Below are 17,671 nucleotides of genomic sequence, written 5' to 3'. Positions count from 1 at the left end.
CTAAAGAAAATTTTTCAGCTTCAGGGCCCAGCCCTGATCGGGAGCCGCGTACAACAGTGCATTACGCAGGCCGCTCCCGCGCACGATCCCGCCCCAGCGCGCGAGAAAACTCTCACGCGTCTGGGGCGTAATGCGTTGCCGCCCGGTCACATCTCCGGCGCAATCAACACCTACAAGCGCGGTTCCGGATTCCGCCGGAACGCGCCACTGCCCCCACGGACAGATCAGACTCTGCATTCCAGCTGCGGCCAGCCGTAACCCCAGATCGGCTCCAGCCCAGGGCCCCATGGCAGTATCAAAGCCCCCGTGCTCAAGAAAAACGGCGCGGCGCACGGCCATGGCCTGCTCCGGCGCGGCGAGCGTACGCCGTGTCAGCAAAAGCTGTCCCCAGCAGATGGACGAAAGCATATCTTTGTCAGCACCCCTGTGCAGGGCAAAAGGCAGGCCTGTCACATCCGGCATGAGCCCGGCATGCCAGAGGCCATTACCACGCCACAGGGTTCCGCCCACAGCGCCCGCAGTTTCCTGCAGGGTCAGTACGGCAAGCTGTTCGGGCAGGCTGCCCGGCAGGGGGGTCAAATGGGCATCAAGGAAAAACAGCACCTGACCTGAGGCGGCTCGTGCGGCCAGATTGCAGGCTGCGTGCCAGTTCCCTTCCTCCTTTCCCCCAGGCGGGGGCAGAAGACGCGCGTTCAAGGAAACTGTGGCGGGCATGGTTCTGAAAGCTTCTGCGGCCCCAGAGCTCAGGGGTTGGCAGAGAACTTCCAGATCAAGGGTACCTGCGAGTTTTTCCAGTTGTTCCCGCAGCACCGCCTGTACGGGACGACTGTCCACAGCGAGCAGAACAACGCTGCACCGCATGCGTGGATCAATCTCATGCCGCAGCACAAAAAAATTGTTGCGGATGGTGGGCACAGCCGTAGCCCGCAGCCCTCTTCTGCAAGCACTTTCATCAAGCGCGCGTCGCGTGGCTTCAAGAACATAAGGCTTGGCCCCCAAAGAACCACTGGCGCTCTGGGCGTGAACGCGCCAATGATAGAGAACCCGGGGAATATGGGCCACACACTCGGGCCGAAGATTTTCAGCCACCCGCAGGCTGAGGTCAAAATCCTGCGAGCCTTCAAATCCCACTCTCAGGCCGTTGACCTGACGCAGCCTTTCTGTGGCATAAACAGAAAAATGCCATACGGCACAGACCCAGGGGTCGAAATCCGCCTTGAGAATGGGCGTGCGCCGCGCGCCTCTGGCGTCCACCTTATCTTCATCGGAATATACCAGCACCAACTCAGGCTTTTGCCGCACAAGGGCCGCAACCTCCCTCAGCGCGTGCGAAGACAGCAGGTCGTCATGGTCCAGAAATCCCGTCCAGGGGGCGTCCACCAGTTCCAGGGCCGTATTGGATGCTCTGGAGATGTGCCCGTTCTGCTCCCGCACGGTCAGCCGCATTCGCCCTTCCTGCGCAGCATATTCCCGCAGCATTTCAGGAATTTCATAATTAGTTGACGCGTCGTCGGCCACGCAGAGCTGCCAGTGCGGGTATTCCTGAGCCAGCACTGAATCCAGGGCCGCACGCAGATGTTCTGGTCGGGGATTATAAACAGGCATCACCACGGCAACGGAAGGCCAGGTTCCTCCCACGTCCAGGTGGGCAATGTCCTCCAATGCCCGGCACGATTCTTCCGCCTTTTCTTTTTCTGCCAGTTCTGCCAATTCTACCAGTTCTATCCAGGCGTCAAAAGCGGCAGGACAATTGTCCAGCCCAATGTTGTATATTCCTTCAGCCAGTAAGGACTTCAATCCCGGTTGCAGGTCATGACGTCGAAAATCTTCTGCATGGGCCAGCCACTCCGCCGCGCCGGCCGCAAGCAGAGGCAGGCCGTCTTTTTTGGCGCAGCCCAGCAGCTTTTCAGCAGCAAAATGATACCAGGACAAAGTGGAAGGCAGACTGGAGGGAAGATCGCGGCAAAGCTGCACGGCAAAGGCGCGCTGCCGTGGCGGCAGAATATGGAGCAGAGACAGCAGGGTGCGGGGTTGCGGGTCGTGCCGCCAGCGCAGCCAGATCGCCAGAGCGGCATCTTCCCCATCCGGCGCGTTTTCGTCCATTGTTTCTGTGGACGGGTATGCCTGGCCCCACAACCAGTGTGAACAACGGTATTCCACACCGTCTGCCCGCGCAAGGGCCGCATGGTCAGGACGCAGCAAGTCATCCCTCAGGCGTTCACGCTGAAGCAGGCTGTTCCAGAGTCCACAGGCCTTCCACGCGTCAAAGTCATCGCTCAGAACAGCCACCGACGAAGGCTCGCTGCTGAAAGCCCGCAAGGGTTTATCCGGAACAGGGGCCGCCAGTTTCAGGCACAAATCCATGTGGGAAAGGCTGTCCAGCGCGGTATTGAAACCACCGGCTGTCAGAAAGTCTTCACGCCGCAGCAGCAGGGCCCCCGCGTGCCCCACCTGAAAGCGGCGACGCTTTCCGGCCAGGGGATGATCCAGGGGTAGCCCTTCATAAAGATACTGCAACTGGCCGAAATAGTCGGCCACGCAGCCCATATGGGCGATGCGCGCGCCCTGGCCCGGCTGGTCGCACTCAGGTGAGCAAGACGCGGCAGAAAAACTGAAAGCCTTTCGGCCATAGAGGAAGAGCGGATTCACCCCTGCAAGGTCGGGCTCTGCATCCAGCCTTTGCAGTAATGGCGGCAGGCTGCCGGGCGCAAGCAATACAGCTGACGAGAGAAACAGAAGATAGGGGGTTCGCGCCTGCTGCGCGGCGCGGTTGACTTCTTCCAGCAGATGTTCACCGGCCTGCGGGCTGTGGCAGCGAAAGGCGTGCAAGGCTCCACGGCGCACCAGATCACGCCCCGCCGCCAGGACGCGCTCGCGCTCACTTTCGTGGCAAAGCGCCACAAGGTTCTGCCCGCCCGCACCGGCCGCCTCAAGAGCGGCGCAGCACGCCTCCGGCAAAAACGGTGGGCATACCTGGAGCAAAATGGTCAGCCATGGCCTGTTTTCACACACTGCACTCATGGGGCCACCCTATAACAGAGCCTGATGCGGCGCAACGCGGCATGCCGCCAGACAAGGCCTTGCATGGGCCCGACCTTCTTGACCCTGTGCTGCAACTCTGCTCTACTGCCGCGAGGAATGCCATTGCACCGCCGGAGCCCAACCATGCCGCCGCTTGTTTCAGTGATCATCCCCGCCTACAACAGCCGCGCCCATGTGGCCCGCGCCCTGACCAGCCTTGAAAGACAGAGAGAAAAAAACCTTGAGGTGGAAGCCATTGTAGTGGATGACGGCTCCACGGACGGAACTGCAGATTTTGTGCGCTCCCATTTTCCCCTGGTGCGGTGCATCACGCAAGACCATGCCGGACAGACAGGAGCCCGCAATGGGGGTATTGATGCCGCCACAGGCGACTATATTGTATTTCTTGATGCGGACGACCTTCTGTGCCGGGGCTGCCTGCGTTCGGGGATCGAAGCCCTTGCCCGCGACGATGCGGACATCAGCGTGTGCCTGTGCCTCAACTATGTGGAAGGAAAGGACGAAGGGCACTTCTGGCCCCTGCGCTTCGCGCAATACCCTCTGCATCTGTGGCATTCCAATGTTTCACCTGTCCACACCTTCATGTGCAAGCGCGCCGTGTTCGCCAGCCTGCGATTCACCCCCCTTCCCGCCTGCGAGGACTGGTTTTTCTGGTTCCAATGCGGTCAGGCCGGTTTTCGCTTTACCTGTAATACAGAAGGCATGGCCGTATACATCCATAGGCGGGAAGGTCTTGCGCAAACCGTGGGCGGGCAGCGCACAGATATGCGCGTGCACCTTGCCATAGGCCGCCATTTGCGTCAGGCCGACGGCCTGCCCCCGGAAGGACTGTTCGCCGCCGCGGTGGCGCATCTTGCAGGAGTGCTCACCTGCGCCTCAAACCCGATGCAGCACCATGCCGACAATGTGCGCCAGTTGCTTGAGGAAGCCGAACTCACACTGGCGCTCGCCCTGGAGAGCAAAGACTCCGCCCACCAGCCGGGGGTGGCGGAACAGTGCCACATGCTTCAGGCCTGTGCCCTCGCCTGCGGCTTGTCCGATGAAACTACAGACCTGACACGGGGCATCCGCGCTCTCGGCCAGTGTATCTGCTCCGGCATAAATGATTTCACTGACGGCGAACAGTTGCACACCGCGTGGCGCGAAGCCTTTGCCCGTACGGCGGTGCCGCCCTCCACCATGGCGCAGACACTGCGCGCGCATTTTGAGCCAGCCGACCTCGTCATACCCGCACTCTGAGCCATGACGGCGGCTCGGGGCAACAAACCGTACTCCTTGCGTCACAGAAAGCTTGGCAGACCCCACATCTATTTGCTAGGCTTACGCCGCTTGGCCGATTTTCGGCCATATCCGCCAAGGCGCACGCAACTCAAGGCTTATTGCATGACACAGACACTGCCCCGTTCGCTCTATCTGCTGGCTGTACTGGCCTGCTATCTGTTGCTGATGCCCAATCCTGTCACGATTTTCATGGCTGCCTGCCTGTCTTGCCTGACCCTGCCGCAGTACCGCAGGCTTCGCCAAAAAGCGCGGGCCTGGCGCATGAAGCTGGAAAGAAACACGCCAGACTCCCGCAAACGCCGCACCCTGCTTTCCCTTTCGCACTCCGCGCCACTTTACGCATATATCAGTATGCTGGTGGCATCGCTTGTGGTGCCTGTGGCCGTGCTGGTGCTTCTGGTGTCGCCTCAGGCGGCGGCCGGGTTCACGCGCCTGCGTGAACTGCAGGCCAACAACTTTCAGTTGCCGCTGGAATGGGTGGCCTACATACAGGACTGGCGGCAAAGCCTGACGGAACACCCCAGCCTGGAACGCGTTTTCAACGACCTGCTTCTGAAACTGGACAATTTTTTTGACAGCGCCATGAGCGTACTGCTGTCGCGCGGCGTGGATTTTCTGGGCGGCACCATGACCGTGCTCTGGACCAGCTTTCTTTTCATAAGCCTGACGGTGATCTTCACGGCCTATTCCCGCCACATCCGCAAAATTACCGGCAGGATATTCCACATTTCCCAGCCCTTGCTCCGGCGTTTTATCGCAGCCATCCACAAAGCTTTGCGCGGCATCATGCTTGGCATCGTTCTGGTGGCTCTTGCCCAGGGGCTTATGTGCGGCATCGCCTTTGCCGTGGCTGGCGTCAATCAGCCCGCGTTCTGGGGATTGCTTGCCACCCTTGTGGCTCCCATACCCATGGTGGGCACAGCCCTGGTGTGGGTTCCCCTTTGCATTTCACTCTGGTTCACAGGCAAGACCATGGCTGCTGTCGGCCTGGCGCTGTGGGGCTTACTGGCTGTTGCTGGCGTGGACAACGTGCTGCGCCCGCTGTTTTTGCGCCAGGGCATCAAGGCCCCGTTCTTTGTACTGATTATCTCCATTCTCTGCGGACTTTCCAGCTTTGGCCCGGTAGGACTTATCGTCGGCCCTGTTCTGCTGGCTTTTGCCATGCAGGCGGTGGAGGAAGCCAACCGCGCGTACAGGTATAATGTTTAAAACAGATTATTGCGCCATCCCCCCGGTTGCCGCCACGCTTCACCGGGGCATCAGGCATGTTGCAGACGACGAAGGGCACGGCTCCGCCACGCAGCGCCGCAGCCTCATACACATGACCAGCGCGTTTCTGGTCTGCTTGATCCTGCTCTGCGCCCTGCCCTGCCGATCTTTGGCGGCCATGCCCGTCCGATCCGCCATACTTATCAATATGGACACGGGCGCGGTGCTCTATGCCAAGAATGCGGATATGGCCATACCGCCGGCGTCACTCACCAAGGTCATGAGCATGTTTCTTGCCATGGATCAGATACGGGCCGGAAAAATCAAGGTTGAGGAAAAAATCAGGATTACGCCCGAGATAGCCTCTGTTGGCGGTTCATCCATGTATTTGCGCGCAGGCGAACGGGTGCCTCTGTCGCAGCTACTTACCGGCATGGCCGTTGTTTCGGGCAATGACGCGGCCACGGCTGTGAGCCGCCGTGTGGGCGGCAATGAGCGCCAGTTTGTCCGGGCCATGAACCAGAAGGCCAAGGCCGTCGGCATGCAGCGCACCACATTCAAAAATCCCACAGGTCTGCCGGCCGCCGGGCAAAAAACCACGGCCAGGGACATGTCCACCCTGGCGCGCGCCTATCTTCGCGCGCATCCCTCGGCCCTGCGCTATCACAACGTGCCCCTGTTCACCTATCGCGGCAGAATGACGCGCAATACCAACGCCTTGCTGGGGCAGGTTCCGGGCGTCAACGGACTCAAAACCGGATGGACCGTGGCCTCGGGCTACAATCTTATCGTAACGGCCCAAAGGGGAAAAACCCGCATGCTGGCCGTGGTTATGGGCGGCACCAGCAGGGTGGGGCGCGACAACGCGGCGCGCAGGCTCATTGAGGCCGGATTCCGGTATCCCACGTCCCCCAAAAAGGTGCAGCAGATCTTCGCGGGCAAAAGAAAGCGCTGACGCGGGTTCGGCATCACCATAAAAGGCGGCGGAATTTCTTCCGCCGCCTTTATTGTATGTAGAGCAGTTTACGAATGAAATGGGCTAACTGCTCTGCAAGGCTTTTCAGGAAAATCCTTGTTACGAAATGCGAGCAGGCGGGCTTTTGCCTGCCGTAAGCGAGCATTTCAAGGTCAGATGCTCCAGCGTTACGCCTGTTCCAGAGCCTGCCCAAGGTCGGCGAGGATGTCGTCCACATGCTCAAGCCCCACAGACAGACGGATGGTGCCGGGGGCTATGCCGGCATCGCGCAACTGCTCGTCGGTCAGCTGCCGGTGCGTGGAACTGGCCGGATGCAGAACGCAGGAACGGATGTCCGCCACGTGCACCTCAAGAGAAATCATCTTCAGACTGTCGATAAAACGCGCGCCGGCATCCCGCCCGCCCTTGAGCGCAAAAGAAATGACGCCGCTGCATCCTTCGGGCAGATACTTGTCGGCCAGCGCCTTGTTGGCATTGCCCGGCAGGCGCGGATAACTGACGGATTCTACCTTGTCGTGCCCCTGAAGAAAGACGGCCACCTTTTCGGCATTGCGACAGTGCTTTTCCATGCGTAGCGGCAGGGTTTCAAGCCCCTGATTGATGTAAAAAGCGCCCTGCGGGCTTTGGCAGCAGCCCATGTCGCGCATGAGCTGCACCCGGGCCTTGACGATATAGGCCGCTTTGCCGAAGGTCTTGGTATACACAAGCCCGTGATATGAGGGGTCTGGCTCGATAAATTCGGGGAATTTGCCGCTCGTCCAGTCGAAATTGCCGCTGTCCACGATAACGCCGCCCATCTGCAGGGCATGCCCATCCATATATTTTGTGGTGGAATGCACAACAATGTCCGCGCCGTATTCAAAGGGACGGCACAAAATGGGCGTGGCAAAGGTGTTGTCGATGATCAATGGCAGGCGATGGCGGTGCGCCAGCCGCGCGAAGCGCTCGATGTCCAGCACGTCCATGGACGGATTGGTCAGTGTTTCGCCAAAAACCGCACGGGTATTGGGCCGAAAAGCCTTTTCAAGCTCCTCATCCGAGGCGTTCTGGTCTACAAAGGTAACTTCGATGCCCAGTTTTTTCAGCGTGACGGCAAAAAGATTGAAGGTGCCCCCGTATATGCTGGACGCGCTGACCACATGGTCGCCGCTTTGCGCGATATTGAGCAGGGAGAGCATGCTGGCGGCCTGGCCGGACGAAGTACACAGCGCGCCTACCCCGCCTTCAAGAGCCGCGATTTTGCGTTCCACCGCGTCCACGGTGGGGTTGCCAAGACGGGTGTAAAAAAAGCCTGCGTCCTCAAGATCAAAAAGTCTCGCAACAGCCGCTGTGGATTCGTATCTGAATGTGGTGCTCTGTGCTATGGGCACAACGCGGGGTTCGCCGTTTTTGGGCTCGTATCCGGCGTGCAGACAAAGGGATTCCGTTTTCATGCCATCCTCGAAGTATGCGGTGGTAAGGAAATTGTTTTTACCCGGGGCCAAAGCCGCGCGGTTTTGAAAAATAGCGCAAGCCCTTGCTGGTGGCAACCGCACTTTTTGCAGGGCCGCTACGCAATTTATCTATAGAGCTTAGCTTTGAAACGTGAAGCATTTCAAAGTTGTCATTCAGCCGAAAAATACGATTTGCGGTAGCCGTTAGCGGGTCTTTATCCGTAGCTTCCTTCGTCGCAACGGCTAAAGCTCGGCTGAATCCACGCCACGTTGTGGCGCGCTGCACTTTCGCGCAGCGTCAGAGCATTTGCACTTTTTCAAAGTTGAAATGCTCTAGAACCAACAATTGTCTGTTCTACTGTATACAATATCTGTTGCAACATACGCGCATGGGCTATTTTTTTATTGGCATGCACCGTTACGGGCATCTGCCCGCAAGCGCTTTCAGGCTGCGGCATGAACGAAAATCCTGCCAGATTTCGCATGGGTGTCGCATGGTTCATACGCACGCAAAAAACCACAACCCTATTGACCGCGCACAGGTTACGGCGTATAATTTTTTGCAAATGACGGCCAGTTGATTGTGCGAAAACATGAGGGGCATGAATGTCGCACGTGCCAAGGTCAACGGCCCTCCCGCATCAAGTTTGTTCTTGAATTATGCACTGACAGCGCCGCCGGGCGCACGGCCCTGAGCCGGACGTTGCTACGCCGCTGTCCTGACACGGAACGGCGTGATTTTTTTCGCGCCGCACAGCAGGCCCCGGTGGCAGGGGGACTGCGCCGCAGTTGTTCATTCACTCTTGCCAGGAGGCTATTATGCGTATTGCCGTGGGTCTGGGCAAAGAAGGCGGAGAAGAGCGTTTGGAGCGTTTGGAGCGCCAGGGCATCAGCCGCCGCGATTTCATGAAATTCTGCACAGCGGTGGCCGTAGCCATGGGCATGGGCCCGGCTTTCGCCTCCGAGGTGGCAGCCGCTCTTACCGGGCGTCGCCCCTCTGTGGTCTATCTGCATGGCGCAGAATGCACGGGCTGTTCTGAAGCGCTGCTGCGCACCTATCAACCCTTCATCGATACCCTCATTCTCGACACCATTTCTCTCGACTACCACGAAACCATTATGGCCGCCGCCGGTGAAGCCGCTGAAGAAGCGCTTCATGCCGCCGTCAACAGCCCCGAAGGTTTTGTCTGTCTTGTCGAAGGGGCCATTCCCACTGGCATGGACGGCAAGTACGGCTACATTGCCGGCCACACCATGTATGACATCTGCAAGGACATTCTGCCCAAGGCCAAGGCCGTGGTCAGCGTGGGCACCTGTGCCTGCTACGGCGGCATTCAGGCCGCCAAGCCCAATCCCACCAGCGCCAAGGGCGTCAACGACTGCTATGGCAACATTGGCATCAAAGCCATCAACGTGCCTGGCTGCCCCCCCAACCCCATCAATATGGTTGGAGCCCTCGTGGCCTTCCTGAAGGGCCAGAAGATCGAGCTTGACGAAGTGGGCCGCCCCGTCATGTTCTACGGCCAGACCGTGCATGACCTTTGCGAGCGCCGCAAACATTTCGACGCTGGCGAATTTGCGCCTTCCTTCAACTCTGAAGAAGCGCGCAAGGGCTGGTGCCTGTATGATGTGGGCTGCAAAGGACCGGAGACCTACAACAACTGTCCCAAGGTTCTTTTCAACGAGACCAACTGGCCTGTTGGTGCTGGGCACCCCTGCATTGGTTGCAGTGAGCCCAATTTCTGGGACGATATGACGCCGTTCTACCAGAACTAAGGGGATAAAAAATGAGCCAAGTCACCAAAACGCCCCAGAGCAACTTCACTGGCCCCATTGTTGTGGACCCGTTGACCCGTATCGAAGGGCATCTGCGCATTGAAGTTGAAGTTGAAGGCGGTAAGATCAAGGAAGCCCGCAGCAGCGCCACCCTTTTCCGCGGTCTTGAAACCATCCTCAAGGGACGCGATCCGCGCGACGCCCAGCACTTCACACAGCGCACCTGTGGCGTCTGTACCTACACCCACGCCCTTGCTTCCACGCGCTGCCTTGAAGACGCCATCAACAAGCCCATTCCGGCCAACGCCACCTATATCCGCAACCTCGTGCTTGCCAACCAGTTCATGCATGACCATCTGGTGCATTTCTATCACCTGCACGCCCTGGACTTTGTGGATGTAACCAACGCCCTTCAGGCCGACCCGGCCAAGGCCGCCAAACTGGCTTCTTCCATTTCGCCCCGCAAGGCCACTGCTGAAGACTTTGCCGCCGTGCAGGCCAAACTGAAGACCTTCGTGAACAGCGGCCAGCTCGGCCCCTTCACCAACGCCTACTTCCTTGGCGGGCATCAGGGCTATTACATGGACCCCGAAGCCAACCTCGTATGCACGGCCCACTATCTGCAGGCCCTGCGCGCGCAGGTTGAAGTGGCCAAGGGCATGGCCGTTTTCGGCGCCAAAAACCCGCACACCCAGTTCACTGTGGCTGGCGGCGTGACCTGCTACGATGCCCTGACCCCCAAACGCATCAAGGAATTCCGCGACATTTACGCCAAGTCCCGCGCGTTCATTGAAGAAGTGTACATTCCCGACCTGCTGCTTGTGGCCAGTTACTACAAGGATTGGGCCGGCATCGGCGGCACCAGCAACTTCATGGCTTTCGGCGAATTCCCCGCTGTCGGCGGCGAACGCGACCTCAACAGCCGCTGGTACAAGCCCGGCGTCATCTATGACCGCAAGGTCGGTTCCGTCCAGCCCTTTGATCCCAACAAGATCAACGAGCAGCTCAAGCACAGCTGGTACGAAGGCCAGACCCGCGCGCCCTATGAAGGCGAGACCAATCCGCACTTCACCTTTATGGGCGACAAGGACAAGTACTCCTGGAACAAGGCCCCGCGCTACGACAACCATGCCGTGGAAACCGGCCCCCTTGCCCAGATGCTCGTGGCGTATGGTCACAATCACAAGACCATCAAGCCCACCATTGATGCCGTACTTGCCAAGCTGAACGTGGGCCCCGAAGCCCTGTTCTCCACCCTTGGCCGTACTGCCGCCCGCGGTATCCAGACCCTGGTTATCGCCCAGCAGATGGAAAACTGGCTCAACGAGTATGAAAACAACATCGGCAAGGACAAGCAGATCGTTGAAGACTACGCCGTGCCGGTCTCCGGTCGTGGCGTGGGCTTTGTGGACGCCCCCCGTGGCGGTCTGTCGCATTGGATGACCATCAAGGACAGCAAGATCGACAACTTCCAGCTTGTGGTGCCCACCACATGGAACCTGGGACCGCGGGATGACAAGGACGTGCCCAGCGCCGCCGAAACAGCCCTTGTGGGAACGCCTGTGGCCGACCCCAAGCGCCCGGTGGAAATTCTGCGCACCATCCACTCCTTCGACCCCTGCATCGCCTGCTCGGTGCATGTCATTGACGGCGAAACCAACGAAGTCAATGAATTCAAAGTACTGTAAGATACGATAATCATGACGTAAAAGGGCGGGGGCCAAATCCCCCGCCCTTTTTCTCTTCAAGCAAACGAGCTGACACATGAGCGAGCAGAACGTGCTTATCCTTGGGGTAGGCAATATCCTGTTGACCGACGAAGGCTTCGGCGTACGCGCCGTGGAATATCTTGAAGCGCACTATCGCTGGCCCGACAACGTGACCCTTATGGATGGCGGCACGCAGGGGCTCATGCTCATGAGCGAGCTGATGGACTGCGATTTTCTGGTTGTGCTGGATGTCGTGCTCGGCCCCAAGAAGCCAGGCACCATCTACAGGCTTGAAGGCGAAAATTTGCGGCAAAGCCTGAGCTTCAGGGATTCAATGCACCAGACCGACCTGCTGGACACCCTTGCGACCTGCGAACTGGCGGGCCATCGCCCCAACGCTGTGGTTTTCGGCATACAACCTCTCGACTACAAAAGTATGGACTTGAACCTCACTGCCGAAATTCAGGCCAAGCTGCCGGAATTCTGTGAGAAGGTGGTAGCAGAGTTAGCGCTTCAGGGCATCAGCGCTGAAAAAATCTGACGGCAAACCAATTTTTACAAGAAAGCCCGGATCGGCGACACTGTGCTGATCCGGGCTTTTATTCATAGAAACTGCATTTCTTCCAGCCTAGACCAGATTAACTTTGAGAATGGACATTCTCAAAGTTTAAGACACGCATGCTTCGGCGCTTAACAGCGCAAATAAATTGCGCTTACGCCTTCGCTGCGGGCGCCTGCTCACGCAGTCGCCAGAGCAATTTCAAAGTGAAAATGCTCTAGTGTGCTGATCTGCCTGCGCAGTTTCTGAATCCAGTTTTCCCTACCCCTGCTCTTCCGGCGGCAAACACTCTTCGCTGAACAGTGCAAACCCCGCTTCGCGCAACTGCGCGGCCCATATTCCGTCCCCTTCACACAGACATTTGCTGAAGGTGCCGTCATAAACCTGCCCATACCCACAGGAAGGCGAACGATTTTTCAGTATGGCGGCAGTACAGCCATGTTGCCTGGCAAGCTCGGTAGCCGCCTGTGCTCCAAGCCGGAAGAACCGGGTCACATCATGCCCGTCCCTGGTCATAACCTTGCCGTGCACAATTTCGCTCGGCCTACGGGGCGTGGGCAATCCACCAAGGCATTCCGGGCAGGCCGGAACCGCCCTGCCCTCCGCCACCATTTGCAGAACCGCATTACACGTGTTGGCACGGCCATCATACCGGCAGGCTATACCAGCAAGGCAGGCGCTGACGATAAAGCGTGGCCGCGTCATTCCGGCGTGTTCTCCGGCAGGAGCGCAGCTTCCCACATTTCCTGATAATACACGCAGGTGCCGGGGTTCCAGGCCGTGGCCGTGGCATGGTCGTAACTTTCAGTGATGGGCCAGTCAGTATGCGGGGCCAGTGCTTGTTCAAAGGAAGGCGCTTCAACCACAGCTTCATATTCGAGATTAAGCGTGTAGTTGGGCCCCTTCATAAAGCGCAGATGGTAGCGCGGCATAGCAGATCCTCATTAACGCGAACACCGGGAAGAGCAGGCTCTTCCCGGTGTGTTATGTATTACGCGACGGCAGTGCCTAGTGCGTGGTCATTACAAACTTGCTGACGAGGAACAGGGCCACCAGCAGAAAGATGCCAAGACCCACGCCGCCCTTGATGAGCTTCATTTCCACGGGGTCCAGGGGTTCATACTCCATTTTTTCAATTTCTTCATGGAGTTTTACTTCATTGCTATTTTCCATATCTCACTCCGTATATGCTAGCCGCCGATAACAGGCGGGGTCATGCCGTGGAAGAAGGCGTAGGAAATGAACAGGCCCACCCAGATGATGAAGCCGAACAGGCACACCACATACACAACAGCCAGACGACCGATGCCTTCTTCACGCAGCTTGCGGAAGTTGGACACAACACCAATGGTGAAGAAGGTCATGAGGAAGAACAGTACACGGAATCCGTTGATGGTGCCGGACAGGCTCTTGCCGAGCTTGTGCAGTTCGGGCGAGGACAGGCACATGAGCAGCAGGATCAGGAAGGTGGCGATGTACCCCAGCACGAAGCGGGGGAAGCGGTCCATAACATCGCCCCAGGTCATGGTGCGTTCACCACGGGTCTTGTCGAACTTGGCCGTCCACACGTAAGCGAGCACCAGAGCCCACACGCCGATGAACACGTCAATGAAGATTTTGACGGTGGTGGTAACCATCACGATCCAGCCCGGTTCCCAGTTGATGCCCTGACCGGCCATCTTGGCGAGAATGAGGGATTCGGTGATGGCGCCGCTGGCAATGGCGCCGCCGTCAGACTTGACGGCAAGGCCCATCCAGGCGCCAGCCACCAGGGGCTCGCTGGAAAGGAAGTGCTGCGCCACAAAGGGCAGCACGAGCATTTCGATGCAGGTGAACACCACAACCAGCGAGGAAACCATGATGGGCACCACAGGCCGAGCGCGGATGGCGCCGCCCGTGGCGATGGCAGCGGAAACGCCGCAGATGGAGATGCCGGAGGCAAGAGGAGCGGCCCATTCTTTATTGAACTTGAAGTACCTGCGGGCAACGTAGTAAACGACGCACCAGTAAAGCAGATACGCTTCAACAATGGCGCAGAGACCGCGGAAAATGATGTGACCGGCAAAACCGGCGGCATCGGCGGCTTTCACGCCCAGTTCGGCGCCCATGATGACGATGGCGATTTTAACAAAAAGTTCGGGGCGGCAGGCTTCGCGCAGGCTCTCGGCAAACTTGGGGGTAATGTTGCCCACAAGAATACCCACGACAAGAGCCACGATAAGGCCTGCCTCAGTGCTGAGGCCCAGCGCCCAGGGAATGCCCTGCTTGGCCAGCTGCGTGGGGTTGGCCGCAATGTAGGCATTGGCCCCGAGCGTGTAGCAAGCAATGGCAATAAAGAAGATGATGGTGAAGCCACGCACGAAGTTGGCCACATTGCCCTTGATAAGCTTGATGCCCATAGCCATCAGGGCGGTAATGACCGCATAGCTTACCAGCAGCGAGGCCCAACCGGGCAGCCACTTCCAGGTTGCCGCTTTCCAGGCGTTAAGCGGGTTGTCGACCCACATGCCAACGCCCACGACCCAGCCCATAATGTCCAGGCCAACCATTTTTCCGAGCGCTAAAACGAAGACGAGGCAGCCTATAAGCAGAGCTACTTTATCCTCGTTAAATGCTGCCTTTGGTGATGCCATACCCATAGTCCTCCATGCGAATGATGCAAGTAATCACTGACACACCTTCCCCACCAATGCCTAATGCCCTTTTGCGCGCTTGTACCAACTGGCACTATTGCGCAAAAAAGGCAAAATTTGCCGCAGCATCAGATGAGGAATACCAATACCAAAGGGTGTCGCTTTACAAAGAATTGGCGACACCCTGCGTAAAATTACCCGTCTGATCAAGATTGTCAAGTACAAGTTCAAAGTTTAACAATACGTACTTATAACCGAATCGCCTTGCGTTTCTACCTGCCACAACTGCCATTTTTGTGGGAGAAACTGTGTATTTTACAAAATTTAAACAACTATCCAATTCATTTGAGGCATAAAAAATCCGAACAAATATCACAAAATTGCGCCCTACGCGCAAAAAAGGACATGCGACATTGGAACAGATCAGATAATACCAGACCTGTCCATTTTACCGGGCCGTTCATGATAACAACCGTCGCACGTTATTATAACACAGCGACGAGCCCGTGAAACTTGCCCCTGCTGACAGAGGGTTGCACGAAGCAAGTTCTGTCGCTACCCATCCTGCCCTGCTCCGCATATCCGATTATGATACATACCGACACAGGCAGGCAGCCCATTCCCGGTCACAGCCTGGCCCCACGTTGGCGTGAATGCTCCGACACATTGCGCATCGCCACAGCGAATCTTCCCAGAGCTCCTGCGACGGCGATGCCCCCTCCTCCATTCTGACCTGGCGTGTCCATTATGGCTGGCTGTTGCGGCCATGGCCTTTCGCAGGCGACACCGCCACGCCCGCATGCCAGGACGCACGGCGTAACGTGTCGAACCCAAGTGCCACGCGCGCCTGGATGCACGGCATGCGAAGCAGCCATGGCGCTGGTTGGCTCCAAAGTCCGCGCGCACGTCTGGATGTCCGGCTTTCTGTTGTCCGGTCTGCGCACCACCATACCCGGCCTTGGCCACACCTGATGTACGGGCCGGGCATGCTCCAGCAAAGACCCCGCCCCGTGAGGCCTTGGCTTCTACAGCCATGTCGCGTGACTGCGCTGAAAAATGTTGTTACCGCAACGGCCGCAATTTGCCCGTTTGCCGTGCCATTACCCGCTCCAGAGCGTCAAAATTTTCGCACCGCAGGGCGGAAAAAAATTCCCAGGGGCAAATCAGACATACAACATGCTGATATAAAAAAATATTTTTTTGTGGCACACAGATTGCAAAATGCCCAGCAGCTTAGCAACCACCAGGAGGTGCCCCATGTCTTTGGTTATTAACCACAACATGATGGCCGCAAACACGGCCAGAAATTTGAATGCTCACTATTCCCAGTTGAGCAAGTCGGTACAGCGCCTTTCAACAGGTTTGCGCGTCAACAGCGCTGCGGACGACGCCGCAGGTCTGGCTATTCGCGAACTGCAGCGGGCCGACATCGCCACCTTGCAACAGGGCGCGCGCAACGCCAACGACGCCATATCAATGATTCAGACCGCCGACGGTGCTCTGGGCGTTATTGACGAAAAGCTCACCCGTATGAAGGAACTGGCCGAACAGGCGGCCACGGGCACGTACGATTCCACCCAGCGCCTGATGATCGAATCCGAATATCAGGCCATGGCCTCGGAAATCACCCGTATCGCCAATGCCACTGACTTTAACGGCATACATCTGCTCAACGGCTCTCTGTCCGGCGACACTCATGACGGCAGCGGCATGACGGCCACGGGCAAGATGAAGATCCACTTTGGCACGGGCAACGACTCGGCCGAAGACTATTACTACATCAAGATCGGCACCAGCACGGCATCGGCCCTTGGCGTCGGCAACCAGGCCCTTGACGAAAACGGTAACCTGCGCAATGGCGGCACCGTCTCCACGCAGCAGGCCGCACAGCGGGCTTTGGAAGCCATCACCGACGCCATTGTTTCCAAGGATAAGATCCGCGCGCATCTGGGCGCCATGCAGAACCGCCTGGAAAATACCATTACCAACCTGAATACTCAGGCGGAAAATCTGCAGGCTGCCGAATCGCGCATTTCGGATGTGGACGTCGCCACGGAAATGACGCAGTTTGTGCGCAATCAGATCCTGAGCCAGTCTGCGGTGGCCATGCTCTCGCAGGCGAACTCGCTGCCACAGATGGCCATGAAGCTCATCGGCGGCTAGGTCATCGTGCTGTAGGTTGTGGAAGACCAAAGATATGAGAGGTCCGGGGGCCGTGCTCCCGGACCGGGCCAAACAACTGGCGCTTCCGCCAAATCACTGTTTTTGCCCACACAGCCGTCGCAGGGCTTATTCCGTGTGTCCGAGCGTTTCCAACGCGTCGCGCGCTGCTTGCTGTTCAGCTTTTTTGCAGCTGCTGCCGCTTGCCACAAACTGGTTGCCGTCAGGCAGACGAAGAGAAACTTCAAAAACCTTGGAGTGCTCGGGGCCGTGACTGGCCAAGCGCGTATAGAGCGGCGCCTGGCCAAAACGCTGCTGCGAGGCTTCCTGTAGCCGGGTTTTATAGTCTTTTGAGGCTTTTCCGTCCCCGGCCCTGTCGGGCCACTGCACGGCGAATATACGCGCCACGGCTTTTTGGGCAGCCTCAAAGCCGCCATCTTCATAAACAGCCGCCAATACAGCCTCCAGCGCATCGCTGAGCACGGCATCGCGCTTGCGGCCTCCCTGATTTTCTTCTCCTCTGCCCAGCTTGAGGAGGACATCAAGGCCAAGATCGCGCGCTCTTTCAGCAAGGCTCACGGCGCTCACAAGGTTTGAACGCATCTTGGTGAGCTCGCCTTCACGCGCGGTGGGAAAACGCTTGTAGAGCTCCCACGAGACGCAAAGTTCAAGCACGGCATCGCCGAGAAATTCCTGCCGCTCATTGTGCTCCTGACCACAAGCGCACTCATTGGCCCACGAACTGTGCGTCAGGGCCAGTTCCAGCAATTCCCGCCGGGCAAAACTGTGCCCAAGCCGCTTTTTGACAAGTTCAAAAGCCGTATCCGAAGTTCTTTCTGGTGTAACGTCAAAATTCTGCATGGCGTTATTTTAGCGTTTTCGGCGGCCAAGGC

14 protein-coding genes are annotated in these 17,671 nt (G+C 58.0%); 7 read left to right on the top strand and 7 right to left on the bottom strand.

Going from position 1 to position 17,671, the window contains the following annotated elements; all coding sequences use genetic code 11:
* Complete coding sequence (locus ACZ5DH_RS03625; RefSeq protein ID WP_464255793.1) at positions 1 to 3,021, bottom strand: glycosyltransferase; 3,021 nt, start codon at positions 3,019 to 3,021, stop codon at positions 1 to 3.
* Positions 3,022 to 3,165: 144 nt separating this feature from the next.
* Between ACZ5DH_RS03625 and ACZ5DH_RS03620 the strand changes: the two genes are divergently transcribed.
* From ACZ5DH_RS03620 to ACZ5DH_RS03610, 3 genes are all read left to right on the top strand, one after another.
* Positions 3,166 to 4,281, top strand: coding sequence for a glycosyltransferase family 2 protein (locus ACZ5DH_RS03620; RefSeq protein WP_464255792.1), 1,116 nt, complete (start codon positions 3,166 to 3,168; stop codon positions 4,279 to 4,281).
* A 144-nt stretch (positions 4,282 to 4,425) separates the two neighbouring features.
* Complete coding sequence (locus ACZ5DH_RS03615; protein WP_464255791.1) at positions 4,426 to 5,532, top strand: AI-2E family transporter; 1,107 nt, start codon at positions 4,426 to 4,428, stop codon at positions 5,530 to 5,532.
* Complete coding sequence (locus ACZ5DH_RS03610) at positions 5,525 to 6,487, top strand: D-alanyl-D-alanine carboxypeptidase family protein (RefSeq protein WP_464255790.1); 963 nt, start codon at positions 5,525 to 5,527, stop codon at positions 6,485 to 6,487. Before ACZ5DH_RS03615 ends, ACZ5DH_RS03610 begins: the two co-directional genes overlap by 8 nt.
* Before the next feature lie 188 nt (positions 6,488 to 6,675).
* Here the strand turns inward: ACZ5DH_RS03610 and ACZ5DH_RS03605 are convergent, their stop codons facing one another.
* The gene (locus tag ACZ5DH_RS03605; RefSeq protein WP_464255789.1) at positions 6,676 to 7,941 is read right to left on the bottom strand and encodes an O-acetylhomoserine aminocarboxypropyltransferase/cysteine synthase family protein; all 1,266 of its coding nucleotides are present in this window, start codon (positions 7,939 to 7,941) and stop codon (positions 6,676 to 6,678) included.
* A gap of 819 nt (positions 7,942 to 8,760) precedes the next feature.
* Between ACZ5DH_RS03605 and ACZ5DH_RS03600 the strand changes: the two genes are divergently transcribed.
* The 3 genes from ACZ5DH_RS03600 to ACZ5DH_RS03590 all read left to right on the top strand — a co-directional run bounded on the left by ACZ5DH_RS03600 (position 8,761) and on the right by ACZ5DH_RS03590 (position 11,967).
* On the top strand, positions 8,761 to 9,717 hold the full coding sequence (locus ACZ5DH_RS03600; protein ID WP_464255788.1) for a hydrogenase small subunit: 957 nt from the start codon (positions 8,761 to 8,763) through the stop codon (positions 9,715 to 9,717).
* An 11-nt stretch (positions 9,718 to 9,728) separates the two neighbouring features.
* Positions 9,729 to 11,405 carry a nickel-dependent hydrogenase large subunit gene (locus tag ACZ5DH_RS03595; RefSeq protein WP_464255787.1) on the top strand — a complete coding sequence of 559 codons (1,677 nt, stop codon included), beginning with the start codon at positions 9,729 to 9,731 and terminating at the stop codon, positions 11,403 to 11,405.
* A gap of 76 nt (positions 11,406 to 11,481) precedes the next feature.
* Positions 11,482 to 11,967, top strand: coding sequence for a HyaD/HybD family hydrogenase maturation endopeptidase (locus ACZ5DH_RS03590; protein ID WP_464255786.1), 486 nt, complete (start codon positions 11,482 to 11,484; stop codon positions 11,965 to 11,967).
* Positions 11,968 to 12,246: 279 nt separating this feature from the next.
* Here the strand turns inward: ACZ5DH_RS03590 and ACZ5DH_RS03585 are convergent, their stop codons facing one another.
* The 4 genes from ACZ5DH_RS03585 to ACZ5DH_RS03570 form a co-directional block, all read right to left on the bottom strand.
* Positions 12,247 to 12,690: a 2-thiouracil desulfurase family protein gene (locus tag ACZ5DH_RS03585; RefSeq protein ID WP_464255785.1), complete on the bottom strand. Its 444-nt coding sequence runs from the start codon at positions 12,688 to 12,690 to the stop codon at positions 12,247 to 12,249.
* On the bottom strand, positions 12,687 to 12,917 hold the full coding sequence (locus ACZ5DH_RS03580; protein WP_179979402.1) for a hypothetical protein: 231 nt from the start codon (positions 12,915 to 12,917) through the stop codon (positions 12,687 to 12,689). Before ACZ5DH_RS03580 ends, ACZ5DH_RS03585 begins: the two co-directional genes overlap by 4 nt.
* A 76-nt stretch (positions 12,918 to 12,993) precedes the next feature.
* Positions 12,994 to 13,158, bottom strand: coding sequence for a bacteriocin-type signal sequence (locus ACZ5DH_RS03575; RefSeq protein WP_464255784.1), 165 nt, complete (start codon positions 13,156 to 13,158; stop codon positions 12,994 to 12,996).
* A 17-nt stretch (positions 13,159 to 13,175) separates the two neighbouring features.
* Positions 13,176 to 14,618: a putative sulfate exporter family transporter gene (locus tag ACZ5DH_RS03570; RefSeq protein ID WP_464255783.1), complete on the bottom strand. Its 1,443-nt coding sequence runs from the start codon at positions 14,616 to 14,618 to the stop codon at positions 13,176 to 13,178.
* A gap of 1,257 nt (positions 14,619 to 15,875) precedes the next feature.
* Here ACZ5DH_RS03570 and ACZ5DH_RS03565 point away from each other — a divergent pair.
* Positions 15,876 to 16,781, top strand: a complete 906-nt coding sequence (locus ACZ5DH_RS03565; RefSeq protein WP_464255782.1) for a flagellin N-terminal helical domain-containing protein — start codon at positions 15,876 to 15,878, stop codon at positions 16,779 to 16,781.
* A gap of 126 nt (positions 16,782 to 16,907) precedes the next feature.
* On the opposite strand, the gene rnc is transcribed toward ACZ5DH_RS03565, so the two are convergent.
* Positions 16,908 to 17,639 carry a ribonuclease III gene (rnc, locus tag ACZ5DH_RS03560; RefSeq protein ID WP_464255781.1) on the bottom strand — a complete coding sequence of 244 codons (732 nt, stop codon included), beginning with the start codon at positions 17,637 to 17,639 and terminating at the stop codon, positions 16,908 to 16,910.
* Positions 17,640 to 17,671: the final 32 nt, after the last annotated feature.

It is taken from the genome of Desulfovibrio simplex (genome assembly GCF_055387835.1).
The sequence above is the reverse complement of the archived record's forward strand: the minus strand, read 5'-3'. Positions and strand labels throughout refer to the sequence as shown.